Origin of the sequence: Amycolatopsis jejuensis (genome assembly GCF_000717335.1) — a bacterium.
Taxonomy (GTDB): domain Bacteria; phylum Actinomycetota; class Actinomycetes; order Mycobacteriales; family Pseudonocardiaceae; genus Amycolatopsis; species Amycolatopsis jejuensis.
The window spans coordinates 16,783-41,873 of the sequence record NZ_JNYZ01000011.1; the positions used below are offsets into that span (position 1 = coordinate 16,783).

The window sequence follows — 25,091 nt, forward strand, 5'->3', positions numbered from 1 at the left end:
GCTGCTGAGCGGGAGCTACGCTGAATCCGGGCTCGGTGATCAACCGTTAAGGAAGAATCAGAAGTGCGTGTACAGGTTCAGGCTCACCCTGACCCGCTCCAGCCTGCGCTTCCGGTCTGCCCGCAGCTGCAGTGCCCGGTCGATTCCCACCGGTTCGAAGGTGATCTGGTCCGGGGCTTTCAGCTGGGCTAGTACGTCTATGTCGGTGGACACGATGGTGCCAAGAGTGGCATAGCCGCCGCCGGTCACGGCGTCTCTGAGGAGGCAGATCACCTGGTCTCCGTTGGGTACTTGGAGGGAGCCGACCGGGTATCCGACGTCGACGACGTTGCTCGGGTTGTCTCCGGCGCCGAAGGGGGGTGTGCGGTCGGCAAAGTCCAGCTTCGGTCCTTCGAGGCGGTAACCCGTCCGGTCGGAGACCGGGGTGACGGTGAATGCCTGGTCGCGGAAGGCCGTCACCGACTCTGGCCGGAATCGGTGGTGGCACAGCCCTTCGACGAACCGGATGGGGCTTGCCGCACCCGGACACGGCCGCAGGCGGTGGTCGATCGATACTCCGCACGGTGGTTCGCGGCCCGCGAGGTCGTCGCCGCACGGCAGGACGTCACCGGCGTGCAGCGCAGTTCCGGTCGGGCCGCCGATGCCCGCGGAAACATAGGTCGACCGGCTACCCAGAACCGGCGGGGTGCCGATCCCGCCGCGGACCGCGAGATACGCTCGCGCGCCGGCGCTGATCGGTCCGATGTGGACTGTCTCGTCCGGACCGACTGCGTGCGTGGTCCAGCCCGGACGGGGGCAACCGCTGATCCGGAGGTCCGCGGTGCCGCCGGTGACCGCGATGGTGGTGCGGTCCCGGAAATGCAGTTCGGGGCCGGTCATGGTGATTTCGAGGGTGGCGGCGCCGGGGGCGTTGCCGACGAGGGCGTTGGCACACAGGTGGGAGTACCGGTCGAGCGCGCCGGAGGGCGGCAGTCCCATCGAGTAGTAGCCGCCGCGCCCCAGGTCCTGTACCAGCGTGTGCAGACCGGGGGTGAGCACGGTGATCATCGCAGCAGTTCCTTGAGGGTCCGTGCATATCCGGCCGGGTCTTCGGTGAATGCGGGCAATGAGAAGTCCACCGGATGCTCGGCGACTGCATAAGCACCGGCCGCCACGCGTTCCCGGATGTCGTCGTATTCCGGCCGGTCGACGGCGCGGAACTGGATCAGCGTGGAGATCGGGGTGAGGACCACCGAATCCTCGAAACCGGGCTGACTGCCGGTGAGGTCGACGACCGGGATCGCGGCCCGGCCGAGCAGCTGGTACCCACCCACGCCGCCGGTTGGGTACACCACGGTGAAGCAACCGCCATGGGCGACCGCGCGTTCCGGGGTTTCGGTGCGCGGGCTCAGGTACTTCGGGGCCTGGAGCTGCCGGTCCCGGGGCACGAGCTGGAACGACTCGGCGTTGCCCGGCTTGAAACAGGGGAACGTGACGATGAACGGCGCGACGGTGTGCGCGGCGATCAGCCCTGCCGGGTCCGAGAACCCGTTGACCTGCGCGGTGTACTCGAGGTCGGTCCCGGTGGCGGACTGGTGCCCGGCCCGGAACCGCAGGCAGACCTCGCGCGTCCACGGATCGTCGTAGTGGACCGGGATTTCGACGATCCGGGTCGTGATCACTCCGTCCGCTCCCCCGCCGTCGTCGTGCAGTTCGGTGAGCGCGTCCATGACCGCGGCCGGGGCGACGACGTCCGGGTCGAGGTGAAGCAGGTAGCTCGTGTTGGCGGGGGCGACGTCGACGATGCCGGGGAACCAGGAGCGCCGGATCCGGCCGGTGATCGTCTGCACGCGAAAGGCCGTCTGGAGGCTCATCTCCTCGCAGATCTCGACGAAGAGGAACTCGTCCCCGCCGTAGCTGGCGCGGCTGCCGTCGGGCAGTTCCCGGTAGACGCTACTGCTCATGCGCGGACCTCGATTCCCTCCGCCTGCAGCCGCGCGACGACCGCCGCCGCGATCTCCGGGGCGTTCGGCCGGTCACCGTGCACACAGATCGACCGCACCGGCATGGCGATCACCCGGCCGGACACGGTGGTGGCCCGGCCATGGGCTGCCTCGAGCGCGCAGCGGGCCACTCGGTCGGGGTCCTTGGCCGCCGGCCTCGGCTCGACCACGTTGAGGCCGTCGTCGCCGAAGTCGAGGTCGACGGCGTTCTCCGGGATCACCGGCAGGCCGGCGGCACGCACCGCGTCGAGGGCGGGCGAGGGCGCGAACATCAGCGGAATACCCGGCTGCATCTCCTGCAGCCGGGTGGCGATGGCGAGTGCGAGCGTGGGGTCCCGGCACACCGCACCCATGAGTGCGCCGTGCGGCTTGACATGGGACAACACCACCCCTTCACCGGCCGCGATCGCCGATAAGGCCCCGACCTGGTAGACGAGGTAGTCGACGGTTTCCTCGTGCGACACGGCCATCGCCCGCCTGCCGAACCCGAGCTTGTCCGGATATCCCGGATGCGCGCCGATGGCCAGCCCGGCTTGCTTGGCACCCGCCACGGTCTGCCGCATCGTCGATGGGTCCCCGGCGTGGAACCCGCACGCGACGTTCACGCTCGAGATGGAGCGGAAGAGCCGGACGTCGTCGCCGAGGGACCAGCGGCCGTAGCTCTCCCCCGCGTCGGCGTTCAGGTCGATCCGGCCGGTCATCGCGCCCACTCCGCGCGGAGAACGAGATCGAGCGCTTCGAGAAGGCGGTCAACGTGCTCCGGCCGGAACGTCAGCGGTGGCCGGATCTTGAGCACATTGCCGTCCGGCCCGGAGGCGGAGATCAGCACGTGCCGGTGCCGGAGCGCGTTGACGAGGTCACGGGCATGCGCACCGTCGGGCTGCGCGGTCTCCGGATTCACGATCTCGACCCCGTAGAAGAGGCCGGTCCCGCGAATCTCGGACACGAACGGGCTCTCGGCGGCGAGGTCCACCAGCCCGGATCGGAGGTGCGCGCCGACGACGCGGGCATTGCGGATGAGGTCCTGCTCCTCGATGACGTTCCAGACCGCCTGTGCGGCTGCGATCGCCGCGGTGCTGCCGCCGAAGGTGTTGAAGTACCGGACAGTGCGATCGAACTCCCGCCCGACGCGCTCCTGCAGGACCACCGCCGACACCGGGTATCCGTTGCCGATCGGCTTGCCGAGCGTGACGAGGTCGGGTATCACCCGGTGCCGACGGAATCCCCACCAATCCTCGCCGGTACGGCCGAACCCGGCCTGCACTTCGTCGGCGATGTAGAGCCCGCCGGCCGCATGCACCTCGTCGGCGACGCCGTCGAGCACCGGCACCGGATGCGTACGCACACCGTCGGACGAAAAGACGCTGTCGGCGATGAAGGCGCACAGCTTGATCCCGTGCCGCGCCAGATCTGCGATCGCGGCGCGGACCTGGTTCCGCATCGGCTCCCCGGCGCCCGGTGCGCCGACGAGCCGCACGTGGGTACCCAGTGCATTTCCGGGCCCCAGCGAAGGAGAGAACTCGGCGACGGTCGCCGTGACCCCGTGGTAGGCGTTGGCGGTGACGATGAGCCCGGTACCGCCGGTGTGCTGCCGGGCGATCCGGACGGCGAGGTCGTTGGCCTCGGAACCGGTGCAGGTATAGGTGACGCGGTCGAGTTCCGGGGGAAACGTCGCGAGCAACCGCTCGGAGAACTCGAGGATGCCGTCCTGCAGGTACCTCGTGTTCGTGTTGACCACGGAAAGCTGCCGCGATACCGCTGCCGCGACAGCGGGGTGGGCGTGCCCGACCGAGGCGACATTGTTGTAGGCATCCAGGTATTCCTCGCCGTGCGGACCGTAGAGGTGGACGTCGCGCGCATGGGAGATCTCGACCGGATCGGCGTAGAAGAGCTGGTACCCCGGTCCGAGCAGGGCGGCGCGCCGGTCGAGTTTCGCCTTGGTCCCGGCAGTCTGCCGCTCCCGGTCGGCCAGGGTGTAGCCGTTGACCATGCCCACCGGGCTCACCCCGCTGCGCGAGGTCGTCATGATGCGTTCCCTTCGGCGAGAGCGGCAAACCGGCCGGCGGCCTCGGACACCGTCGAGAAGGCGGCTTCGAGGTCGGCCCAGTCGTGCCGGGCGTGGTCCAGCACGTAGGCGGCCCGGTCCGGGACCTGCCGGGCGCGCCACCCGGCGATCAGCGCACGCTGCAGGGTACGCGCGGCGGCCGCCACCGGAACGAGCTCGATTTCGCTGCCGGGCAACGGCATTTCAGTCACGAATCCGGTGACGTGCCCGTCCGCGTACTGCCACGGATCGGGGTGCCGGTGATCGAGCAGGCCGGACGCGGCGACGGCGACGTCGAACATGACCGGGCCGTGGTGGACGTCGCCGAAGTCGATGATTCCGGTGACATACCGGGTGCCCGCCGGATCGGCGAGGATGTTGTACGGGCTGAAATCCCCGTGCACCACCTGGGATCGCAGATGCGGCCGCTGCGGGACGACCGTGTCCCGGAAGGCCTTCAGCACCGCGGTGGCCAGGTTCCGGCGCGGCCGATCGGGGAGGTCGTCGATCAGTCCGGCCAGCACCGGAAGATGCGTGAGGTCCCACGGAAGCCGCCGGTGCGCGGCAGGATGGGCGAACGACGCGAGCCCGCGGAGCAGCTCGCCGTGCCGGGCCCCGATGACCTGCGGCCGCCACGATGCCCAATCCTGCGCGGCAAGGCTTGTCCCGGGCAGGAACTCCATCACGTGCACCACCTGGTCCCCCGCAAGGACCGTCTCCGCGCTGCCGGCGCGAGTGCGCAGCACCCGCGGCACCGGGAGCGACGTCGTGTTGGCGGCGAGGATCATGGCCGAGGTCTGCAGTTCCACCACCGCACGGGTTTCCTGAACCGGCGCGACCTTGACGACGAACTCGGCCTCGGCGGTGGTGAGGACGGACGTCTCGTCCTTCTCCGACGCCAGGCGGCGCAGCTGCCCGGTCAAGCCGTATTCGCGGTACAGCACGGCTTTCAGCGCACCGGGATCGACGTCTCCGGTCGCGGTGAGCCCGCCACCGGTGAGGAGTTCGTTGATCTGCGTGGCGCGAGCCGGCATCAGCTCGCCACCCATCCGCCATCCACGAGCAGGCTGGTTCCGTGGATGTAGGCCGCTGCGGGTGAGGCCAGGAACACCACTGCCGGCGCGATGTCCTCGACCTCGCCGATCCGGCCGGCCGGCGTCGACGCGAGCATCTGCTTCTCGTAGTCCGCATCGGCGAGGAGATGCGCGTTGATGTCGGTGCGGACATTGCCGGGGGCGACCGCGTTGACCCGCACTCCCTTCGGCGCCAGCTCCGCGGTCAGAGATTTGACCAGCAGCTCCACCGCGCCCTTCGTGGCGCAGTACGCGCTGGAGTTCGGGAAGCCGACGTATCCGCAGATCGACGACACGAAGATGATCGAGCTGCCTTCGCGCAGATGCCCGGCCGCCGCGCGCGCCAGGCGGAACGGAGCGCGGACATTCACCTGCCATTGCTCGTCCAGCGACTGGTCAGTGGTTTCGGTGAACGGAGCCGGCGCGAACACCCCGGCGGCGTTCACGAGAATGTCCAGCCTGCCGAACGCTTCCAGCGCGCAGGTGACGATGTCCGCCGGCGCGGTGTCCGCCGTTACGTCGACGCCGAGCCAGGCAGCGTCCCCGCCCAGCTCCGCAGCCAAGTGTCCGAGCCGCTCGGTCCGGCGGCCGACCAGCAGCACGCGGGCACCCGCGGCGCTGAGCTCGCGGGCGATCTGTGCCCCGATCCCCGAACTGGCACCGGTGACGACGGCGGCTCGCCCTGCGAGCGTGGTGCCGGAGTAGCTCATGCCGATCCCTTCTCGTTAAATGCAAGTTTTCCTGCATTTGTGAGCTCCAGTATGCCCACGCTCCGGCCATTAATGCAAGAGCCATGTCATTAGACTCGCGTGTCGGCACCGCCCGGGTCCGGCGGCCGCTACGGTGAGGGCATGAGCACGGCTTCCTCCGCCCCGCAGCGGCGACCCGGCGGACGCACCGCGCGCACCCGCGCTTCGGTGCACGCGGCCGTCCGGAAGCTGCTCGCCGCGGGGACCACCGATCCGACCGTGCGCGAGGTCGCCGACCTCTCCGGGGTGCACGAGGTGACGATCTACCGCCGGTGGGGCTCGATGGAAACGCTGCTCCTCGACGTCGCCACGACGCAGCTCAACGAGGAAGCACCGTTCCCCGACACCGGCGACCTGCGCACCGACTTGATCACCTGGGCGAGCGCCGTGGTCGAACAACTGCACCGGGGCGAAGGATTCGCGTTCTTCAAGGCCATGGCGACCGCCATGTCACCGGCGTTCGGCGGGGCGCCCGAGGCCGACCGGCAGCACGCGACGGACTACCTGCAGAGCCGGCTCGCGCAGATCCAGCGCGGCTTGGACCGCGACGCGGACCAGGGCGGGCATCCGCCGACCGCGGACATGGTGCTCGACCTGATCCTCGCCCCGCTCTACCTGCGTGCGCTGTGGGGGTATGCCCCGCACACCGACATCGAGGAGCTCGTCGACCGCGCGCTGGCGGCCGGTCACTCCTGCAAGTGAGCCTCCAGCTGCACGTCCCGGCGGCGCCGCTGTGCGATGGCCCCGTAGGCCGCGCCGACGACCAGGATCGCCGGCATGAACGCGACGTACCCGGAGTCGCTCCCGGTGACTTCCCGGTAGTGCAGCACGATGATCACCCCGATCGCGATCAGGCCGGCCGCCGCCACCATCGGCGCCACCCGCACCGGCCACGCGCCGCCGGGCAGGATACCCCGGAACGACGCGACCGCGGCACTGATCGCCGCGCCCGCCATCAGTCCGGTGACCGCCAGCGAGGTCACGCCCGACACGGCCGGGAAAAGGTTCGTCAGCGGGTCCATCCCGGTCAGCACGAACGGCAGCAGCACCACCACGCACACCACGATCTGCACCAGCGACGCGGCCGCCGGAGTCCCGAACCGACGGTGTACCACCGAAAGCTTGCGCGGCAGCAGCCCGGCCCGCGACAGCGAGAAGTGGTAGCGCGCCGCCATGTTGTGGAACGACACGGAAGCAGCAAGGAAGCTCACCGCCAGCAGCAAGCTGATCGCGACTACCGCCCAGCTGCCGAGATAGTGCTGCGCCGCACGCATCACGAGCGTGCCGGGATCTTCTTGTGCCGCAGTGGCCACGTCCTCGAACGCAGCGACCAATGACCAGGTGGAAAACAGGAAGACGACGATGAGGAGCGCGAGCGCGAGATACGTCGCACGTTTGATGCTGCGTCCGGGCGCAGCGCACTCCTCACCGTAGATCGCGGCGGCTTCGTATCCGGCGAAGGACAGCATGCAGAACACCAGAGCCAGTGCGTAATTCCCGTCGAACATCACTGACGGCGAGTAACCCTCGAACGTGAATCCACCCGGCTGCCGCACCAGAATCGCCACCGCCAGGACGGCGAGAAGGAGGAACTGCGTGACGCAGATGACCGCAGTCGCGCGCGAGGCGATCCGGACCCCGAAGAACCCCAGCGCCCAGACGACGGCCAGCGCGACCGCGGCATAGACGTACCAGCCGAGGTGGACGTCGAAGTACGTGGCGAACCCGATCGACGCGAAGTACCCGGTGGCCGCAGCCATCGCCGCGGCAGCCATGTTGTAGGCGATGCCGGCGATGAACGCCGCAGCGGACCCAGCAGACCGGCCGAGCCCGAAACCGATGAACGCGTAGTACGCACCGGCATTCACCACCCGGCGGCTCAGCGCGACGTACCCGGTGGTGAAAACGGCGAGCAGGACGCCGACGATCAGCAGCCAGCCGAGGGTACCCGAGCCGACCCCGAGACCGAGGCTGAGCGAGAGGTTCGACGCCATCGCGGTGAGCGGCGCGGTGGCGGCGACGACCATGAACACCATGCCGGCCACGCCGACGGAGTTCTGCCGTAAGCCGGGGGAAGCTGCTTGCCGGAGCGGGGTTTCGGTCATGTCGGACCGCTTTCTGTGCAGGGGGTCAGCGCGCACCGGAGGAACCGGCCGCGTACTTGTCGCGCAACACGTTCTTCTGGAGCTTGCCGGTAGCGGTACGGACCAGGCGGTCCACGAAGACCACCCGCTTCGGGCACTTGTACCCGGCCAGATGTGCCCGGCAATGCTCGATCAGGTCCGCTTCGGCAGGTGCCGGATCACCCGGCACCACCAGCGCGGTGACGAGTTCCCCCCATTTCTCGTCGGGCGTGCCGATGACCGCGGCCTCGTGCACCGCAGGGTGCGCGGTGAGCACGTCCTCGACCTCGACCGAAGCCACGTTCTCCCCGCCGGAGATCACGATGTCCTTCTTCCGGTCGGTGATCACGAGGTGCCCGTCCGGGTCCACGTGCCCGACGTCGCCGGTGCGGACCCAGGTCGCCGCACCGGATTCGGCGGTCGCCTGCTCGTTGCGCCAGTAGCCGGTGAGGTTGTGATTCGAGCGAGTCAGCACCTCCCCTGCCGGGCTGATCCGCACCTTCACCCCGAGCGCCGGGACACCGGCCCGGCGCAACCGCTGTGCCCGCTCGCGCGGAGTCAGCGGATCCCATTCCGCGCGGGTGCGCGTGACGGTAATCAGCGGGGACGTCTCGGTCTGGCCGAAGATCTGGATGAGTTCCCAGCCCAGCACCGTTTCGACGCGTTCGACGGTGCCGGTGCGCGGCGGTGCACCGGCCACGACCACCCGGACCCGGCCGCGTCCGGGTATTTCGCCCGGCCAAGTCTCGGCTGCGGCCAGCACCGACTCGACCACGGTGGGGGCCGCGCAGAGGAGCGTGACCCCGTGCTGCTCGATCCGGCGGAGGATCTCGGCACCGTCGACCTGCCGCAGGACGACGTGCTTCGCACCGGCCGCGGTGACCGCGTAGGGCATACCCCAGCCGTTGACGTGGAACATGGGCAGTGTGTGCAGGTAGACATCGCGGTCGCTCAGCCCGGTGTGCAGCCCGAACGTGGCCGCGTTGAGCCAGAGGCTCCGGTGGCTGAGCACCACCCCTTTCGGGGCGCCGGTGGTGCCCGACGTGTAGTTGAGCGTCGCCGGCGCGAGCTCGTCCGCCTCGGCCCATTCGGCGGGTTCCCGGCCGGGCTGCCGGAAATCGTCGTCGGCGCCGAGCACGAACCGGTGCGGTACACCGGTGTTCTGCACCAGCTCCGCGCACGACGGATCGGTGAACAGCACCTGCGCCCCGCTGTGGTCCAGGATCTGCTCGATTTCCGGCCGGGCGAGCCGGTAGTTGACCGGGACGAGCACGCGTCCCCATCCGGACACCCCGAAGAATGCGGCGAGCAGCCGGGCCGAATTCTGCGACAGGAAGGCGACCCGCGCACCCCGTTCGACACCGAGGTCGTCGAGGCGGGCGGCGAGTCCGCGGGCGGCCGCGGCGAAGGCGCCGTAGGTCAGCTCGCCCCAAGGCGGGGCGGGTTGCACAGGTTCGTCGACCGCAGCGATGCGCGCGGCGAACCCGGCTTCCGCCCGGTCGAGGAAATCCCTGATGTTCAAGGGAACCGGCACAGTACGTCCTCCTTCAGCGGTTCACCGGCGTGCGGTCTTCGAGCCAGTCGAGCATCCGGGCGAACGCGTAACGCTGGCCGCCGAGATGGCAGTGCGCGTCAGCACCTTCCTCCTCGGTGAACCGCAGCCACGTCTTGTCCGAAGTGGTCAGTGCGTCGTAGACCTGCTCGGGCTGGCCACGGAAGAACAGGTCCTCGGCGGCCTCGCAGATCAGCACCGCGCACGACACCCGGGCGGCAATCCCGTCCCGTACGTGGTAATCCAGCGTTTTCGCGGCAAACTCCCGTGGCGTGCTCCCGCCCATCACGAACTGACCGTGCTCGAACGCCCAGCGGGCACTCGGGTTGGCCGCCATCGCCGCGGCGATGGCGGCGTCGGTCTCCGGGGCCGATTCGGCCGTCACCGCATGTTCCACTGCGGCGCGGTCGCCGTCGACGAATTTCATGGCGAACGCACCGAAGTCGTACACCCCGTCGTTCGCGATCACCGCCTTCAGCCGCGGTTCGAAAGCTGCCGCGCGGAGGCACAATTCCCCGCCGAGGCTGACCCCGTACAGGCTGACCTTCTCCGGATCGACGTCCTCGCGGGTGAGCGCATGGTCGAGCACCGGACCGACGACGTTCTCCCAATCCGGCCGGAACAGCAGCCCTTGCGGATGCCGGGTACCGGGCTGTCCGGGACCGTCGAAGCACAGCACGTGGTAACCGCGCTCCTGTGCTGCGAGCGCGCCGAAGAATCGCAGCTCCTCAGCGGTGCCGTCGAATCCGTTGTGCATCACGACGAGTGGCTGCCGGCCCGGCAGCGGGCTGCGGTAGAAGTACCCGGGCAGCGTCGTGTCCTCGTACGGGATCGCCACCCGCTCGATCTCCGGCCCGGACAGCTCCACGAACCGGTGGAACGCCTCGATCGACTTACCGTAAGCCGAGCTGATCCGCGGATCGTCCGGGGTGCCGTGCAGGAAGAACTCGGCGGTCCGGTAGTAGTTGGACGCACGCAGGTACGTATCGCGCGCGGTGACGACGTGCCCGCCGCCCTGCGCCTCGACGGCGACCTGCCACAGCCGCTCCGCCGTCGCGGACCACTCGTCGTACCAGCTGTCATAGTCCCCGGCTTTGATCCGGTCGGCCGTCACCAGCACCTCGCCGAGATCTGCGCCGCCGTACGCGATGTGTCCCAGCGACCGCAACGTCTCGAACCAGAAGTTCTCGTTGTCGGCGAAGAACAGCTGTTTCACCACTGCACCCCTAATGTAAGTTATCTTGCATTAGTGAGCGAGTATGCACGTTGGTGCGATCTAATGCAAGGGGTCTTGCATCAGGCAGCCTTGTCTGGTCAACCGAGCCAGGTCGGCCTCGCAGCGCTGCCGTCGACTGCTACAACCTGAACCCTGACCTGGCAACCTCCGCTCTGCGTGGCGATGAGAGGCACCACCGCTCCGATGGCCTCCCCACCGATGGAGGTCCTTAGCTTGGGCCAACTCAAGTGCGCGCCGGGTCCCCGGCAGGTGCTGTGTCCCTCGTATAGCGATCCTTGAGCTCACCCGAACCGACTGGCTTGTGGGTGTCGGTGAGGCAGTGTGGGTGAACCCATTCTGCGGCAAGGCGTTCGGTGAAGGCGGGGCGCCATCGGTCGTGCCAGTATTGGGCGTCCCGGGCGTTGGCGTGGCGGCCGAGGTGGGCGGCGCGCCAGGTGTAGGTGAGTGTGGCGAGTTCGGCGAGCAGGCCGGGGTGGTTGAGCCAGCAGTCGGGGATGGCGACGGCGTGGCTTCCGGTGCGTCCGACGTAGACCTGGTTGTAGTACTGGACGAAGCAAGCGATGGTGAATAGCGGCGTCTCGCCTTGATACTCGGGGTCTTCCGCGGCGGGTGGGGGTGGGAAGGTGAGCCAGGGGGCGAGGTGCTGGGGGTTCGATGCGTCGTCGGCTTCGAGTGCGAGCAGGCGTTCGTGGAGGTGTTCGAGGCGGGCGGTGTGGGCTTGGGCCGCGGACCAGAGCCGTTCGACCATCGCGGCGATTTCTGCGTTGGTGCGTGCCGGGTCCTCAGGGATCGGGATGTCGTCGTCGTCGGTCACGTCGGGTCCGTGATGCGGTCGAGTGCGGCCTGAGCGTTGCCGGTGCGGATGGTGGTGACGTCGGCGTCGAGGCAGGGCCAGTCGGGGCGGTGGGTGATGTCGATGGTGCGGGCGAGGATGGGTTTGAGGTTGCCGTGCAGGAGGAGGACTCGGTTGCGGTCCAGGGTGCGGATGTCGCCGGGGCGGTAGGTCGGGGTGTCTTCGCTGCCGATGGAGCCGCGGCCGGTGCTGAGCAGGCCGTCGGCGTGGTGCTGGTAGGTGCGGCGGCGGTGTTGCCCGCTGATGGTGGACAGCCATTCCAGGGTGTGGTCGTCTTTGATGCCGGGGAAGATCGACAGGGTCAACGTGTTGTCGATCAGGGTTTTGCGGCCATGTTCACCGTAGAGTTCGTCGAGCTGGCCGCGGGATTGGGCGGACCAGTGGATGGGGCCGCCGCGGCCGGCGATGTCGGAGATGAACCCGGGCAGCCGCGGGACGGGTGTGCCTTCGTAGAGTTCGTCGAGGATCGTGGTCACCGGGGGCGTGTTGCGGCGATATTCCTGCCGTAGTGCGCGGTCTTGGACGCGGCTGAGGAATTCTTCGGCGAACGCGCTGAGCACAGGGCGGGCTTGGGGTGCTTGGTGCTGGCCGGCGATGACGAACACGCTGCCGCCGGTGTCGAGGACGGTGTCGATGTCGAACGGGTCCTCTGTGGCAGGGGTGCAGAGGGCGCGGATGTCGGGGTTCATGAACGCTTCGAGGGCGCGGCGGACACTCATCCAGACGGCGTCGGCGGTTTCGGCGACCATCCCGGTTTCCGTGCGCAGGTTGTAGGCCAGGTGCGGGTAGTCGCGTTGCAGGAGGTCGGCGGGTTCCTGGTCGGCGGGTTTGGTGAGGGCCCAGGTGATGATGTCGTCGATGCCGCGGTGATATCTGGCGGCGGCGAGGAGGTAGGCCTGCAGGACGATGCGGGCGCGGCCGCGGAAGACTTTGTCGTTGCCGCCGACCTCGTCCATGCCGAGCACGGAGGTTTCGATCAGGGTTTCGGCGCGGCGGAGCGCGACGGCGGGGTCGTTGCAGCCGGCGATGGGGTTCCAGCGGACGTGGCGGGGCCAGGTGACGGTGCCGGTCATGTCCAGCAGCCACGCCACCCCGCCACGGGCGCGGCGGGAGCGGGCGAGCAGGCACCATTCGGCGAGGTCGTCCTTGGTGGTGGACACGAATAAGGCGCCGGGTGCGTCGAGTGCTTTGTGGACAAGGTCGGTGCGGGATTTCCCGGACCGGGTCGGGGCGATCGTGCCGGTCGGCGTTTCGAGGGAGACGACGAGCTTTTCTTTGTGGGGTCCGCGCGGGAGGGGTGCGGAGATCTGGGTGATCGGCGCGTGGCGGCGTTGGGCGGGGGTGAGGTCGGGGCGGGTCCAGGCGGCGGTGCGCCGTGCCGCGGCTGGGGTGAGGGTGCGGCGGACCTGGCGGCGGGTGGCGTGGCCGGGGCCGTGGGGGGCGAGGCGGCGCCAGGTGGGGATGGAGACGCCGACGGTCAGGCTCGCGAGGACCATGACGACCGCGGTGGTGTAGGCGTAGAAGGCCAGTTCCCGGCCGGAGACGCCGTGTGCCCATGGGTCGGCGAGGCCGTGGGCGGGGTGGCCGGGGTCGGTGACGACCTGCACAGCCAGCCGGAGAATCCCGGGTGCCGGTGGCCAGGCCCAGACCCCGGTGGCGAACCCGGTGGTCAGGGTCGCGGCTGCCGTGAACGCCACGACGATGGCACAGACAACACCACCCGCGGCGACCAGCAATGCTCCGAGCATGACGTCTCGATCGACGCCGGGTTCGGTGCGGTGACGAGACACAGCAGTACCCCTCCCAGACAAGGAGGGGCCGGGCAGTTGGGCATCAGCGTGGGCTCCCTCCTGGTGGTGGGGAGGGATTCGTGATCCGGCGGATCGCGACGATCCGGGAGGACCAGTCGGTGAGCCGTTCGACGATTACGCCGTGGTGCTCGTCGTAGGCGTCGACGATCAGCCCGGCACCGACATACATCCCGACATGGCGAGGATTCGTGGCGGTGCCGAGCGATCCGGGGATGAACAGCAGATCGCCCGGCTGCAGCTGCGATTGGTCGGGGACGGCGTGCCCGGCATGGACCTGGCCCAGAGTGGAGGCGGGAATGCCGATCCCAGCGGCGGCCCAGGAAGCGAGCATCAACCCGGAGCAGTCGAACACGTCCGGCCCCTTCCCTCCCCACACGTACCGTTTTCCCAGCTGTGCCACCGCGTACCCGACTGCCGCTTTCTGCTGCGGGTCGGCGGGCAGCGTGAATCCGTCCGGCATCCGGCCGTCGCCGGGTGGCAGGGGGACATCGGATGCGCCCTCGTCGCGGCATCCGGTCGATGCGGGTGTGGGGTTGTCCGGGCCGATCCAGAGGGTGGTGACGATCTGGGTGGCTTCGGGTTCGCGGGGTCCGTAGCGGCCGGGGAACCCGCTGTGCTGCACGGCTTGTTCGGCCTGCCCGGGTGGCAGGGTGTCCCAGCCGGGGATGGCGATCAGGTGGTCGAGGAAGGTGTTGGTGGCGTGGACGGGGTTCAGGATGTCCGCGGGGCTGCCCCAGCCTTGGGATGGTCGTTGCTGGAACACGCCGAGGGAGTCGCGGTCGCCGTGGTCGAGGTTGCGCAGCCCGGATTCGACCAGGCCGGTCGCGATCGCGATCACCGCCGCCCGCCGCGGTAACCGGCGTTCCTGGACGACGCCGATGATGGTGCGGGCGATGTCGGTCGCGTCCGCATCCAGCGTGTCGTGGACGATGCGTCCGGTTCCGTCCGCGGGTGTGCCGCAGCTGGTGAGCGCGACCGCGGTGCCGGGTTGTGCCCGGCGATGATCGCGGCTCCGGCCAGCAGGCCGCCGAGCACCATCACCGCGACGATCACCACGATCGTCGAGGTTGTCGTGCTGGCGCGGCTCATCGGCGCCGCCGCGGCGCGGGCATGGTCAGTATCCCAGGCCCTCGCCGAGCTGGTCGTCCTCGCGGAGGAGGTCCTCGTCGATCTGGCGTTCTTCCTCCGCGAGGCGGGCGCTTTCCGCGGCGCGTGCGGACTCGCTGCGGAGGTAGTCCAGTTCCGTGCTCCAGGTTCCGTCAATGGGGTCGGTCATCGCGTGTTCCTTTCCTGATACGGGGTGGTCGGAGTTGGGCGTTGGTGTCGAAGAGGCGTTTTTCGAAGCTGGACAACACGGTCTGCACCAAGTGCGCCGGGTGGTTCTCGGTTTTCCAGAGCGCCCGCCCGCGGCGTTCATTCACCGATCCGGTCAGCCGCTGCTGTTCCGGCCGGGTGAGGGCGAGCGCGTCGGCGAGGTCGTCGGCGACCCGGGTCGACTGTCCGAACAGGACTCTGGTCGAGCACAATGCGATGAGGTCTTTCGCGATCGCGGCGGCCTGGGACCCGGATGCGCCGACCGACAACAGGTCGGACAGCTTGTGCAGCACCAGAATCTGGATGGTTTGCTCAAGACGCGACAGCCGCAGTTCGGCGTCGATCGTGGCGACCGCGCGGGGCCCGAGCCGCAGCTGACGCCAGGACTCGTCGCGCACGACGATGCGGATGTCGCCGTCGCTGCGCAGGTCGGTGGCCAGTGACGACCAGGCGCCGAGGCAGGTCAGCGCGACCGCGACGGCAGTGTCACCGCGGGAACGCAACCGGGACAAGTCCATGCTCTGCACCGGAGCGTGCCAGTCGATGTCGACGGTGGTGGGTCCGTCGAACAGGCCGGCGAGGGCTCCGGAGATGAGGTTGGCCAGGGCGTCGGTGACCGGGCGCAGCTGGTCGAGGAAGTCGTGGCGCCCGGCGTAGCGCAGGTCGTGCCACAGCTGCGGGTCGGGGTTGGCGAGTTCGTGGTGGACGTGCGGGATGGTGATGGGCCGGAGCCGGGTGTTGGCGTCGGTGGCGCCGACGAGGCGGTGCAGGACGGCGGCGAGGGCGGCTTCGTCGGTGACGGTCGGGGGGTGACCTTGGGATTCGGTCAGCGCGGTCAGCAGCTGGACCCAGCGGCCCAGCACGCTGGTGAGTTCGTCGCGTTGCCGTTGCGGGGTCCAGGTGTCCCAGCGGGTGGTGAGTGGTCCGAGGTCGAGGGCGTTGATCCGGGCGTGGTTGCCGGCGCCGAGTTCGATCGGGGTGGCGCCCAGGGCGCGGACGACGGGGGTGTATTCGCCTTTGACGTCGCCGCTGATCAGGGTACGGACGCCGAAGTTGAGCATCCTCAGCACGAACGCGACGACGGTCGAGGATTTCCCGCGGCCGGGTTCGCCGAACAGGGCGATGTTGGGGTTGGTCGCCAGCCCGCTGCGCAGGACCCATTCGATGGGGTGGCAGTAGAACGCGCCGCCGGAGAGGACGTCGTAGCCGATGCGGGCACCGACCGCGGGCATCGGGCTGGCCACCAGCAACGGGAAGAGCCCGCCGATGTCGTGGGTGCTTGCGTGATACACCGGCAGCGGCGCGAGCACCGGTGACCAGCCGTGCCCGGCACGGGCGTGTCCACGCAGCGGCGCGACGGCGCGGTTGATCCGCTCCTGCGCGTGCCCGGCCGGCAACGGTGGGGTGGGAGCGGGGGTGGGGGTGTGGCCGAAGGTCGCCAGGAGGTCGGCGGCGGTGCGTTCCGGGACGCGGGCGGGCATCAGGTGACCCCGCCGCGCAACCGGGGCAGGCCGATCCCGACCGGGAGCACGGCCGTGACGAACCCGGAATCCTGCGCCAGATCCAGGCGCAGCAGCTGGAACCGCCCGGCGATGTCGTTCTCCATCCGCGCGGCATGATCCTCGACACTCCACTCCCCCGGCACCGTGACCGCGGTCGCGACCGCGAACCGCACCAGCCCATGCCCCGCCGCGACCGCCTGCTCCTGCGCACGGGCACTGGCCGCGGCCCGGGTGTCGGACGCGGCGGCGCTGAATCCCTTCGAGCGTTTCCAGTCCCGGACCGCTCCGGCACGGAACCGGCCCGCCCGGACCGCGCTGCGGGCCCGGCGCGGGGACAACGCTTCGTAGTGGATCGCCAACGCCCGCCGTTCCCCCGCCGTCCGCACCGCCAGCAACCCGCTCAGGGAGCCGAAGGTGGTGCCGGTGTCGGGCATCAGGACCGCATACGACACGGTGGCGAATCCGTCGTGCCGGTAGACCCGCGCGGTCGGCGCGGGCGCCCGGCCGGGGCCTGCGGCCGCCCACGCGACCCCGTGCTGGCGCCGGGCGTCCAGGGCGCTCGCGGATCCGGGGTTGAACCCGGTCCGGATCGCCTCGGCCAGTCCGGCACCCGACAGCCAGGTGACCCGCTGCGCGCCGAGGGTCCGCAGCGTTTCGGTGAGCCCGTCCAGCACCCGGTACAGCACGACCGCGCGTCCGTCGACCCCGCCTCCCGCCGCGGCAGCCGGGCGCCGCAAGGCGTGTTCGGGGCCGGTGAAGGTCACGAAGACCTCATGCCGGACCGACACCGCACCCACGGTGCGGTCCAGCTCGCGCGCCACCCGGCGGGCAGCGGCGGGCGCGTCGGCGCGTTCGTGAGCGGCGCGCCACGCCTCGTACTCGGCGCCGGTGTCCGGGACAGTGCGCACCAGCAACGACATCCGGTCGACCACCTCGCGGTGCGCCAGCGTCGCCAGCAGCGTGCCCAACCGGTGGGCCAGGCGCTGGCATTGGGCGTCCGACAGCATCCCGACGCCGCCGTGGGTGAGCTTCGCGGTCGCGCCCCAGCGGGCCTCGCCGGTGTCGTGGATCAGGCAGACCCGGCCCAGGTCGCGCATCGGCGGGCCGTCCGGGAACCGCAACCGGGCCAGCGTCCCGGGCAGATCCGGGGTTGCAGGGTCCACCGCGGCGCCGGTCGCGGCGCGCGACTGCCACCGCGACCAGCCGAACGCCACCCCCACCTGGAACAGCAGCAGATGCACCAGCCACCGCAACGCCGGACGCCCCCGGACCGGAACCACCACCAAACCGATCAACGGCACCGCGACCACAGCGGCGACCAGCGCGCCACGGAGGTCGCCTCGGGCCAGCGGCAGCACGACCGGCAGCGCCAGCACCACACAGGTCACGGCCTGCCCGGGCCGCACACCCAGCAGCCACCCGGCATGCTCACGCTGCCCGAGACCGGTATACACGCGAGGCCCGCTCACGGGACCACCTCCGTCCCGGGCGGGACCTCGTCATCGTCATCATCGTCGTCTGGCGAGTCGTCGTCGGATGCCACGGCGGCGACCGGGTCGGCCACCGCCTCTGCTTCCGGCGGAACGACCTCGTCGTCCGGCGCGAGGTCCTCGAACTCCGCCTCCAGGGGCTCCTCGTCGCTCTGGCCCGGGTCCTCGGCGTCCTGCGCGGACTGGTCGTCGTCGCGGGCCTGGTCCTCGCTGGGCTCGGGGTCGGGGTCGAGGTCGGCGGTGTCGAAGCGTTCGGTGTTGGCGTGTTCCTGGGTGTCGCCGCCGTCCTCGTCGTCGTCGCGGGATTTCCAGTCCTGCCATGCTTTTTTCGCCTTGTCGAACGCGCTCGTGTATTGGCGGCCGGGCAGGCTGTCCGGGCCATAGCTGTCGGCGCCGAGCTCCGAGAGCTGCCCGCGCAGCGCGCCCCCGGCGTTCGGGTCGATGAACGCGAACAGCTTGAACAGCACCAGCGGAACGAACAACGCGAGCAGCAACGTCACCACCCCGGACAGCAGCCCGAACAAGCCCTGCCGCCCGGCCATCGTCGACACGCCGATGACGATCACCAGCGCGATCGCCGGTTTGAGAAAGATGAGCGCCAGCACCGCCCGGACGCCTTTCCAGAACCAGCGCGAGGTGGTGTTGGCCAGCAACCCGGCAGCCAGGATCGGGATCGTCGCGACGATCACGTAAATCCCCGCCTGGCGCAGGATCATCTCGAACGCCATCCCGAACCCGGCCGGGAAAACGCCGAAGATCGCGGCCGCGCCGAGCACGATCGCGGTCAACGTCTTCGACACCGCGTCCGGGAAGTTGAGCGCGTGCATGGCGTCGGCGAACCGGTCGCTGTGCAGCCCATAGCCCAGCAGCACGGTCGTAAGCCCGTCGGCCGCAGCGAGCAACGCGGCAACGATCCCGACCGACGCCGCCAGCGCCACGCAATACTGCATCGGCCCCAGCAGCAACCTGGCGAAGCCCTTGCCGCCGCGCAATACCGCCCACAGGATCTGCCAGAAGAACAGTCCCAGCGCAAGAACACCGCTGATCCACAGCATCAACGGCCACATCACCCCGGTCGGACCGTCCGTGGTGGACACCGTGAACCGCGAGAACTCGTCGATGCCCTCCAGGACGAGCCGGAGCGCGAGCAGCCCGGAACCCCAGATCCCGAACATGATGGTGTCGAACACGTTCCCGGCGATCACCGCCAGGCCCTTGCCCGCCGCGTCACCGGCCAGCTTGCCCAGCTGCCCGATCTGGCCGAGCCAATCCAGCGGGTTCACCGGGCACCGTCCAGTGCCCGGTACCCGGCGTCGACCGCCTCGCTGGTGCCCGGCCACGCCGAGGCCGCGTACGCGGCGCGCGCGCCGGGACTGATCCGCCAGCCCGCGCCGGTCCAGCGCAGCGCCTGGCAATCCCCGACACCGACACTGGTGCCGTAGCCGTGATAGTCCGCGGTGAACTGCCCGAGCGTGCACGCCACCACATACCGGCCGTCCTCGGCGCTGCCCTTGATCAGGCCGTGGGTGATCTCGTACCGCACCACCAGCCCCTCGGCCATCTCGCCCGGGTCCAGGTGCGCGGCGGCGCGGAACTCGCGCAGCAGCACATGTAATCCCGCCTCGGCCACCGGTGGCGCACCCGGCAGCGCCAGCACGGCATAGGCGCGGTCGTAGGTGTCCGGGTCGCCACCGGACACTCCGGCCTGGTTGAACGCGACCAGTTGCGCCAGCGCGCCTTCCGGGGTTGCGGGGAAGCCGTCCGGGATCCAGCGGCCCTCCCGCAGCGACGGCGCGGGCAGCGTGATCGACGGCCCGGCGGTGCGGGTGGTCTGCGAATGGGGTTGCGCGGCCTGGGCTGGGAGCCAGGTCATCGGGCGGGTGGCGAGCGTGGTCGCGGCATCGCCGGGCGGCCGGCCGGTGCCGACAGCAGCGGAGGGCGGCAGCGGCGGTGAAGGAGTGCCGGGTGGCGTCGTGCGATGGTGCGCGACGACGACCAGCGCGGCGACGGCGGCCAGGCTCGCGAGGACCGCGATCAGCAGCCGCACGCGGGCGCGGCTGCTGGCACGGTGGTCGGGGTCGCGGGTCATTTCGCCGACCCCGCGAAGCCGTTGATGACCGTCCAGCCGATGCCGTACAGCAGGGCGCCGCCGACCGCGCACAGCATCATGACCAGCCCGATCTTGCCCGCGCGGTGGTGATCGACCCAGCGGCCGCCCGCCCACACCACCAGGCCCATGAAAAACCCGATCAGCAACGCGATCCCGGCCGCCCATTTCACATTGCCGACCAGACCCAGGATCTGGTCCGCCCCCGGCGGCTGGGTCGGCTCGGGGTTCGGAAGGTCGGCAAGGTGGATCGTCCATCCCCAGACGAGGTGGCTGAGCATCGCAACTCCCTGCTCACGCCCCGGGCACAGCCGGGACACCGAAGAGGGAGGGCTTCCAGCGGAACTACGCGGATGTCGTACTGCCTGGCCGCGGTGGCGGCCCGGCTGCCGCGCGCCAGCGCTCCAGCAACGGCGCGAAGGCGGCGCGGATCTTCTCAGGCGTGACGTCGGCGGTGACCCCGGTCGTGGCAATGCCGGGATCGTGCGGCACGAAGATCGCGTGCTCCAGCATGGATGCAGTCCGGCGCCCGGCCGCGGCCGCGACCCGGGGCGGCCACCGCCGCGCACCCGCCACCACCAGGTGCGATATGGGCGGGATCACGCGGGTCAGCACCCATGGCTCCAGCCGCGCCAGCACCTGCTCTGCCTGCACCAGCCCGGGCATCGTCGGACGCACCACCAGCAGCGGACACGCCGCCAGCGTCAGCCACCGACCGGCGCCCAGCCGCACATCCGCCGCCAATTCCCACGCATCGCCCGCCAGGTCCACCACCGTGGCCTGCACCCGCCGGTCACCCGGCAGCCACCACGACGACGGCGCCACCGACCGAGCCGCCCCGCCATCCTCCACCCGCCCGAGCAGCGCCTGCGCCCGCCAGGAAAACCGCACCCGGCCGGTCGGTGCCGGCACCCGGACGACCGGGCCGTCCACCCGCGCAGCCTTCCCGAGCCCGGACCGCACCGGGTGCGCCGTGTCGGCCAGCAACACCGAATACCCGGCCAGCTGCAGCACATCCGAGACCGCGGCAGCAACCACGCTGGCCCCCGCGCCACCGGACGCGCCTGCGACCGGGACCACCAGCCCGAACCGGGCCGACAGCGATGCGTCCCGCGCCCCAGCCGCGCTGGCCCCGGCGAGCCGTGGACCGGTCGCGCTGGACGAGATCACCATGCCGCGCCTCCCGTCTGACCACGTCACACCCCCGTTCGAGGGCATGACGCATTCAGCTGTTGTCAAGGAGGGCTGATCATGGGATATTTGTCGCGCTCTGTTGTCACGACAGAAGCCAGAGTATCGGCGCACCAGAGCTTGTCAAGCACGACGGAGGGGATCCATGACCGAGCAGCGCGACGACGCACCCGCGCCGTCCGACTCGCCGATCCCCCGGCGATCCCCCGCACAGCAGGCCGAACTGCACCGGAAACTGCTGTCCTTCGACACCTTCGCCGGACGCCTGAAACACCTGCTGGCCGAGGAATCGCGCGTCCACTACCGCAAAGACGGCGCCGTCGTGACCGACCCCGACGTCATCGCGGCCAGCGGATCGGCACTGCGGCAACGACGAGCCTCGGCCCAAGCGGTAGCCACCTGGCTGCTCGATCAGCGCGGCATCACGATCAGCCGCCAGCAGATCAACAACATCGGAGCCGGCATCCGCCCGATGCCCCGCGCATCCATCGTGAACGGGTTCGCCGACTTCTGGCGCATCGACGCGCGCGTGCTCGACCCCGCCACCCCCGCCGAGCACCTTGCCGGCACCCTGGACACCGACACGAAACTCGCAGCCTCCGACTGGCGCATCCTGGAGCTGATGAACGACATCGGCCTGGAAAGCGTCCAGGCACGGGAAATCGGCCCCGCCCTCGACCGCTCCACCCGCGCCCACAAGCAAGCCCTCATCGAGATCCTGTCGGCCATCTCCCAGGACCAGAAGGCCTCCACCGAGCACGACTGACCACCACCCCAAGTCATTTTGACTTCACCTGTTGACATTTGACGGTCGCTCGGTAGGTTTACTGCCAGTTGGCCGCCGCGGCCGTCGTATCAGGGAGGGTGCGACACGTCAGGCCCGGCAGCCGCCGACCCAGGAGTTGTCGTGCCGACTGACGTCGGGCCGATGACGCATGCCCGCACCCCGACGGACTGCCCGTTTCCGGCTGATCCGTGGTGTCCGCAGTGCGCCGTCGAGCCACCACAAAATTATCCGGGCGATACGAGAGAGCGCAGCCACTCGCCTCGCCGCACGCGAGCACCGCCCACAACGGACCGCGCACTTCATGTTCCGCCGCAACGGTCCTCGTGCCCGCGTATGTCCTGAGTGGACGATCCATTCTCCGCCGTGCAACCGGCGAACCATTCCCATTTCCTGCGCCCATTAACCGGCGCTGTTTGCCCTGCCCAGAAATCGACCGTAAGGATACCCATGCGCTTCTCACCGCCCGCCGCGGCTTTGGCCGCGGCGCTGGCGTTCACCTCCGCAGCTGTCGCACCGGCGATCGCCGCCGGTCCCGCGGAGGGAACGAACGACCGGAGTGTCGTCGCCGGCAGCACCCCGGCCTGGGCCACGCCATCGGCGAAGGTCGGCACGGCCGATGCGTCCGCGGTACGTCACGTCCAGGTTGCCTTGTCCTTGCGCGACGTCCACGGTGCCGAGCGGCTGGCCGCAGCCGTGTCCACGCCCGGCAATGCCGACCGTGGCCATTTCCTGACCGCTGCGCAGTTCACCGACCGGTTCGGCCCAACCGACGATGCCGTTCGCCAGGTACGGAACTGGCTGGCACACACCGGGTTGACGGTGACCGGCGTCAGCGCGAACCGGCTCCTCCTCGACGTGTCGGCCACCACCGGTGACCTCGAACGCGCCTTCGGGACGCATCTCGCCTCCTATCGCAGCACCGTCAGCGGTCGCACGCACACGCTCACCGCACCCGAGACGCCGATCACGATTCCCCGCTCCCTGCACGGCATTGTCAGCGCGGTCATCGGACTGGACGACAGCGGCGCCACGATCCGGCCACAGCACACCACCCCCAACGCCACCAGCGCCGAGCAGCAGTGTGCTCGCTGGTGGGGCGAAAAGAACAACACCGACGTCCCCCAGAAATACCCGGCCGGAGCGCAGTCGAACGCGTTGTGCGGCTACACCGGCACCTCGCTGCGCGCCATGTACGGGCTCGGCTCGGGCGAGCAGGGGTCCGGCACCACCATCGGCATCGTCGGCGCCTACAACTTCGCCACCGTCGCCGACGACACCAACCGCGCCGCCACCCAGCTCGGCGTCCCGCCGCTCAAGGCCGGGCAGTACTCCGCGGTCCTGCCGCCGGGCGGATTCACCGATCAGCAGCAATGCAACCCGGACTCCTGGACCGGCGAGCAAACCCTGGACGTTCAGGCATCACACACGATCGCGCCGGACGCGAAGATCCGCTACTACGCCGCGAAGTCCTGCCTCGGCGGGCTGTACGACGCGGTCACCCAAGCCGTGACCGAGAACACCGCGGACGTGCTGTCGTTCTCCTGGGGCAACGCCGACGGGGAGCGGAGCCTGCCGCCCGCGGTGCGGGACCAGTTCAACTCGATCGCGCTGCAGGCCGCGATCCAGGGCCAGTCGCTCATGGTGTCCTCCGGCGACGCCGGCACCAACGCCGGAGTCACCGGTACCGCGACGGTGAGTTTCCCGGCGTCCAGCCCGTGGGTGACTGCGGTCGGTGGCACCAGTGTCGGGCTCGATCAGCAGAACACGCCGGTCGTGGTCACCGGCTGGGAAAACAGCGGCAACACCCTGACCGGCGGCCGCTGGACTCCGCAGCAGGACGCCGACGGCCCGTTCGCCGGCGGCGCCGGGGGCGGCACCTCCGCCCTCTACGGCACGCCGGACTGGCAGAACGGGGTCGTGCCCACCGCAGCCAGCCACGGGCACCGCGCGGTGCCCGACATCGCAGCCCTCGCCGACTCCTACACCGGATTCCTGGTGGGACAGACGGTCAAGGGACAGTTCGATCTCTACTCCTTCGGCGGCACCTCCCTGGCCGCACCGATCCTGGCCGGATTGTCCGCCGACGCCCAGCAGACCCGAGGCTCCCGCGGAGGACTTCTGACACCCGCGATCTATGGGCTGCGCAACGGAATCAAGGACGTCACCCCCGTCAAGGCCGGGGTGTTCACGCCGGCGATGCACGGGCTGTCCGGGGTGGCGGTGCCGGGCAAACAGGGCGACTACCTGATCGACTTCGACGCCCGCCCGCAGACGCTGCAAAGCGGACCGGGCTGGGACAACGTCACCGGCGTCGGCACCCCCGACCCCGGCTTCGTCGCAGCGCTCGCCGCGAAGTGAACCGGTGGTGCGGGCCCGGCCAGGGGGCTGGCCCGCACCACCCACCTTTCCCAGACCGGAGACCGATTCCCGTGCTCTCAATTCGACGCAGAACCTGGCCGTACGGTGTGCTGTTCGTCGTCGGCGGATTCGCGGTCGGCCTGGCAGTGAACAACATTGCCGACCACCCCACGGTCCCGGACAACGCTCCCCCATCGACCACGAACACCGTCGTCGTGCCGCAACCCGTCACCCACCTCGAGCAACTCCCCCAGGCCACGACCTACAGCACCATCCCCGACGCACCCGCAGACGTAAACACCTCCGACGCCCCGGACGGAACCGTGGTCCATCCACAGCGACCGGTCCCGATCTACCGGGCACCCGGTGCCGCGGCGTTCGCGATACTGCCGATCCGGGAAATCACCTCCGACACGTGGGTACCCGTCGTCGCGCGCGAGGACGGATGGGTGCAAGTCCTGCTTCCCTCCCGCCCCAACAGCTCCACCGGCTGGCTGTCCACACAAGACGATTCACTGGCCACCGCACGGACCCCGGTGCGCATCGACATCGACCGCGCGGCGTTCCGCCTCGCCCTGATCCGCGACCACACCACACTCGCCGCCTGGACCATCGGAGTCGGCAAGGCATCCGCACCGACACCGGCCGGGCGCACGTTCGTGCTGGCGTCTCTCACTGACCCGAAGCAGACCTACAGCCCGGTGATCCTGCCCCTCGGGATCCACTCGACCAGCCACGACACCTTCGGCGGCGGACCCGGCACCACCGGCATCCACACCTGGCCCGACGCCAGCGTCTTCGGTACTCGCTCCAGCGACGGCTGTATCCGCGTTCCCGCCGATGCCCTGCACCGCCTGGCCACCGACGTACCCCTCGGCACCCCGGTCCTCATCCACTGAACACACCACCAAGGGAGAC

The 25,091-nt window shown here is 69.8% G+C and carries 24 protein-coding genes; 4 read left to right on the forward strand and 20 right to left on the reverse strand.

Annotated features, from left to right (window positions below):
• Positions 1–57: 57 nt before the first annotated feature.
• The 6 genes from OO71_RS15255 to OO71_RS15280 are packed head-to-tail and all read right to left on the reverse strand — an operon-like array spanning position 58 to position 5,809.
• Positions 58–1,047 (reverse strand): 5-oxoprolinase subunit C family protein, encoded by a 990-nt coding sequence (locus OO71_RS15255; protein WP_033290447.1) that lies wholly within the window; start codon positions 1,045–1,047, stop codon positions 58–60.
• Complete coding sequence (locus OO71_RS15260; RefSeq protein WP_033290448.1) at positions 1,044–1,943, reverse strand: 5-oxoprolinase subunit B family protein; 900 nt, start codon at positions 1,941–1,943, stop codon at positions 1,044–1,046. The genes OO71_RS15255 and OO71_RS15260 overlap by 4 nt, the downstream gene beginning before the upstream one ends.
• Positions 1,940–2,683 (reverse strand): 5-oxoprolinase subunit PxpA, encoded by a 744-nt coding sequence (locus tag OO71_RS15265; RefSeq protein WP_033290449.1) that lies wholly within the window; start codon positions 2,681–2,683, stop codon positions 1,940–1,942. The genes OO71_RS15260 and OO71_RS15265 overlap by 4 nt, the downstream gene beginning before the upstream one ends.
• Positions 2,680–4,008 (reverse strand): aspartate aminotransferase family protein, encoded by a 1,329-nt coding sequence (locus OO71_RS15270; protein WP_245633676.1) that lies wholly within the window; start codon positions 4,006–4,008, stop codon positions 2,680–2,682. Before OO71_RS15270 ends, OO71_RS15265 begins: the two co-directional genes overlap by 4 nt.
• Positions 4,005–5,075, reverse strand: a complete 1,071-nt coding sequence (locus OO71_RS15275; protein ID WP_051791583.1) for a phosphotransferase — start codon at positions 5,073–5,075, stop codon at positions 4,005–4,007. The genes OO71_RS15270 and OO71_RS15275 overlap by 4 nt, the downstream gene beginning before the upstream one ends.
• The gene (locus tag OO71_RS15280; RefSeq protein WP_033290450.1) at positions 5,060–5,809 is read right to left on the reverse strand and encodes an SDR family NAD(P)-dependent oxidoreductase; all 750 of its coding nucleotides are present in this window, start codon (positions 5,807–5,809) and stop codon (positions 5,060–5,062) included. The genes OO71_RS15275 and OO71_RS15280 overlap by 16 nt, the downstream gene beginning before the upstream one ends.
• A 141-nt stretch (positions 5,810–5,950) precedes the next feature.
• On the opposite strand from OO71_RS15280, the gene OO71_RS15285 reads away from it, so the two are divergent.
• The gene (locus OO71_RS15285; RefSeq protein ID WP_033290451.1) at positions 5,951–6,550 is read left to right on the forward strand and encodes a TetR/AcrR family transcriptional regulator; all 600 of its coding nucleotides are present in this window, start codon (positions 5,951–5,953) and stop codon (positions 6,548–6,550) included.
• On the opposite strand, the gene OO71_RS15290 is transcribed toward OO71_RS15285, so the two are convergent.
• From OO71_RS15290 to OO71_RS50095, 14 genes are all read right to left on the reverse strand, one after another.
• Positions 6,535–7,953, reverse strand: coding sequence for an APC family permease (locus OO71_RS15290; protein ID WP_033290452.1), 1,419 nt, complete (start codon positions 7,951–7,953; stop codon positions 6,535–6,537). The genes OO71_RS15285 and OO71_RS15290 overlap by 16 nt on opposite strands.
• A 25-nt stretch (positions 7,954–7,978) precedes the next feature.
• Positions 7,979–9,505, reverse strand: a complete 1,527-nt coding sequence (locus OO71_RS15295; protein ID WP_033290453.1) for an AMP-binding protein — start codon at positions 9,503–9,505, stop codon at positions 7,979–7,981.
• Positions 9,506–9,518: 13 nt separating this feature from the next.
• Positions 9,519–10,739 (reverse strand): alpha/beta hydrolase family protein, encoded by a 1,221-nt coding sequence (locus tag OO71_RS15300; RefSeq protein ID WP_033290454.1) that lies wholly within the window; start codon positions 10,737–10,739, stop codon positions 9,519–9,521.
• A gap of 244 nt (positions 10,740–10,983) precedes the next feature.
• Positions 10,984–11,574, reverse strand: a complete 591-nt coding sequence (locus tag OO71_RS15305) for a hypothetical protein (protein ID WP_033290455.1) — start codon at positions 11,572–11,574, stop codon at positions 10,984–10,986.
• On the reverse strand, positions 11,571–13,361 hold the full coding sequence (locus OO71_RS15310; protein WP_084144968.1) for a type IV secretory system conjugative DNA transfer family protein: 1,791 nt from the start codon (positions 13,359–13,361) through the stop codon (positions 11,571–11,573). The genes OO71_RS15305 and OO71_RS15310 overlap by 4 nt, the downstream gene beginning before the upstream one ends.
• Positions 13,362–13,446: 85 nt before the next feature.
• Positions 13,447–14,262, reverse strand: a complete 816-nt coding sequence (locus OO71_RS15315) for a C40 family peptidase (RefSeq protein WP_051791585.1) — start codon at positions 14,260–14,262, stop codon at positions 13,447–13,449.
• On the reverse strand, positions 14,259–14,513 hold the full coding sequence (locus OO71_RS15320) for a hypothetical protein (protein WP_033290456.1): 255 nt from the start codon (positions 14,511–14,513) through the stop codon (positions 14,259–14,261). The genes OO71_RS15315 and OO71_RS15320 overlap by 4 nt, the downstream gene beginning before the upstream one ends.
• Before the next feature lie 25 nt (positions 14,514–14,538).
• Positions 14,539–14,700, reverse strand: coding sequence for a hypothetical protein (locus OO71_RS50090; protein WP_156096311.1), 162 nt, complete (start codon positions 14,698–14,700; stop codon positions 14,539–14,541).
• Positions 14,684–16,219 (reverse strand): ATP-binding protein, encoded by a 1,536-nt coding sequence (locus OO71_RS15325; protein WP_245633677.1) that lies wholly within the window; start codon positions 16,217–16,219, stop codon positions 14,684–14,686. The genes OO71_RS50090 and OO71_RS15325 overlap by 17 nt, the downstream gene beginning before the upstream one ends.
• Positions 16,219–17,709 (reverse strand): SCO6880 family protein, encoded by a 1,491-nt coding sequence (locus tag OO71_RS15330; protein WP_033290457.1) that lies wholly within the window; start codon positions 17,707–17,709, stop codon positions 16,219–16,221. The genes OO71_RS15325 and OO71_RS15330 overlap by 1 nt, the downstream gene beginning before the upstream one ends.
• The gene (locus OO71_RS15335; protein ID WP_033290458.1) at positions 17,706–19,013 is read right to left on the reverse strand and encodes a TrbL/VirB6 family protein; all 1,308 of its coding nucleotides are present in this window, start codon (positions 19,011–19,013) and stop codon (positions 17,706–17,708) included. The genes OO71_RS15330 and OO71_RS15335 overlap by 4 nt, the downstream gene beginning before the upstream one ends.
• The gene (locus tag OO71_RS15340) at positions 19,010–19,819 is read right to left on the reverse strand and encodes a hypothetical protein (protein WP_245633678.1); all 810 of its coding nucleotides are present in this window, start codon (positions 19,817–19,819) and stop codon (positions 19,010–19,012) included. Before OO71_RS15340 ends, OO71_RS15335 begins: the two co-directional genes overlap by 4 nt.
• Positions 19,816–20,118: a hypothetical protein gene (locus OO71_RS15345; RefSeq protein ID WP_033290459.1), complete on the reverse strand. Its 303-nt coding sequence runs from the start codon at positions 20,116–20,118 to the stop codon at positions 19,816–19,818. Before OO71_RS15345 ends, OO71_RS15340 begins: the two co-directional genes overlap by 4 nt.
• A 64-nt stretch (positions 20,119–20,182) precedes the next feature.
• On the reverse strand, positions 20,183–21,010 hold the full coding sequence (locus OO71_RS50095; protein WP_051791586.1) for a hypothetical protein: 828 nt from the start codon (positions 21,008–21,010) through the stop codon (positions 20,183–20,185).
• Between the two features lie 163 nt (positions 21,011–21,173).
• On the opposite strand from OO71_RS50095, the gene OO71_RS15355 reads away from it, so the two are divergent.
• The 3 genes from OO71_RS15355 to OO71_RS15365 all read left to right on the forward strand — a co-directional run bounded on the left by OO71_RS15355 (position 21,174) and on the right by OO71_RS15365 (position 25,072).
• Positions 21,174–21,794 carry a hypothetical protein gene (locus tag OO71_RS15355; RefSeq protein ID WP_033290460.1) on the forward strand — a complete coding sequence of 207 codons (621 nt, stop codon included), beginning with the start codon at positions 21,174–21,176 and terminating at the stop codon, positions 21,792–21,794.
• A 468-nt stretch (positions 21,795–22,262) separates the two neighbouring features.
• Entirely contained in the window at positions 22,263–24,173 is a 1,911-nt protein-coding gene (locus OO71_RS15360) for a S53 family peptidase (protein ID WP_084144971.1), read from the forward strand.
• A gap of 107 nt (positions 24,174–24,280) precedes the next feature.
• Positions 24,281–25,072, forward strand: a complete 792-nt coding sequence (locus OO71_RS15365) for a L,D-transpeptidase (protein ID WP_245633679.1) — start codon at positions 24,281–24,283, stop codon at positions 25,070–25,072.
• Positions 25,073–25,091: the final 19 nt, after the last annotated feature.

Excerpts from the sequence above, each read along its gene's own strand:
- OO71_RS15275 (WP_051791583.1), bottom strand. The coding sequence starts at position 5,075 with ATGGGTGGCGAGCTGATGCCGGCTCGCGCCACGCAGATCAACGAACTC.
- OO71_RS15345 (WP_033290459.1), bottom strand. The coding sequence starts at position 20,118 with ATGCTCAGCCACCTCGTCTGGGGATGGACGATCCACCTTGCCGACCTT.
- OO71_RS15265 (WP_033290449.1), bottom strand. The coding sequence starts at position 2,683 with ATGACCGGCCGGATCGACCTGAACGCCGACGCGGGGGAGAGCTACGGC.
- OO71_RS15260 (WP_033290448.1), bottom strand. The coding sequence starts at position 1,943 with ATGAGCAGTAGCGTCTACCGGGAACTGCCCGACGGCAGCCGCGCCAGC.
- OO71_RS50095 (WP_051791586.1), bottom strand. The coding sequence starts at position 21,010 with ATGGTGATCTCGTCCAGCGCGACCGGTCCACGGCTCGCCGGGGCCAGC.
- OO71_RS15360 (WP_084144971.1), top strand. The coding sequence starts at position 22,263 with ATGCGCTTCTCACCGCCCGCCGCGGCTTTGGCCGCGGCGCTGGCGTTC.
- OO71_RS15285 (WP_033290451.1), top strand. The coding sequence starts at position 5,951 with ATGAGCACGGCTTCCTCCGCCCCGCAGCGGCGACCCGGCGGACGCACC.
- OO71_RS50090 (WP_156096311.1), bottom strand. The coding sequence starts at position 14,700 with ATGACCGACCCCATTGACGGAACCTGGAGCACGGAACTGGACTACCTC.
- OO71_RS15320 (WP_033290456.1), bottom strand. The coding sequence starts at position 14,513 with ATGAGCCGCGCCAGCACGACAACCTCGACGATCGTGGTGATCGTCGCG.
- OO71_RS15355 (WP_033290460.1), top strand. The coding sequence starts at position 21,174 with ATGACCGAGCAGCGCGACGACGCACCCGCGCCGTCCGACTCGCCGATC.
- OO71_RS15270 (WP_245633676.1), bottom strand. The coding sequence starts at position 4,008 with ATGACGACCTCGCGCAGCGGGGTGAGCCCGGTGGGCATGGTCAACGGC.
- OO71_RS15325 (WP_245633677.1), bottom strand. The coding sequence starts at position 16,219 with ATGCCCGCCCGCGTCCCGGAACGCACCGCCGCCGACCTCCTGGCGACC.
- OO71_RS15290 (WP_033290452.1), bottom strand. The coding sequence starts at position 7,953 with ATGACCGAAACCCCGCTCCGGCAAGCAGCTTCCCCCGGCTTACGGCAG.
- OO71_RS15340 (WP_245633678.1), bottom strand. The coding sequence starts at position 19,819 with ATGACCCGCGACCCCGACCACCGTGCCAGCAGCCGCGCCCGCGTGCGG.
- OO71_RS15310 (WP_084144968.1), bottom strand. The coding sequence starts at position 13,361 with ATGCTCGGAGCATTGCTGGTCGCCGCGGGTGGTGTTGTCTGTGCCATC.
- OO71_RS15255 (WP_033290447.1), bottom strand. The coding sequence starts at position 1,047 with ATGATCACCGTGCTCACCCCCGGTCTGCACACGCTGGTACAGGACCTG.
- OO71_RS15280 (WP_033290450.1), bottom strand. The coding sequence starts at position 5,809 with ATGAGCTACTCCGGCACCACGCTCGCAGGGCGAGCCGCCGTCGTCACC.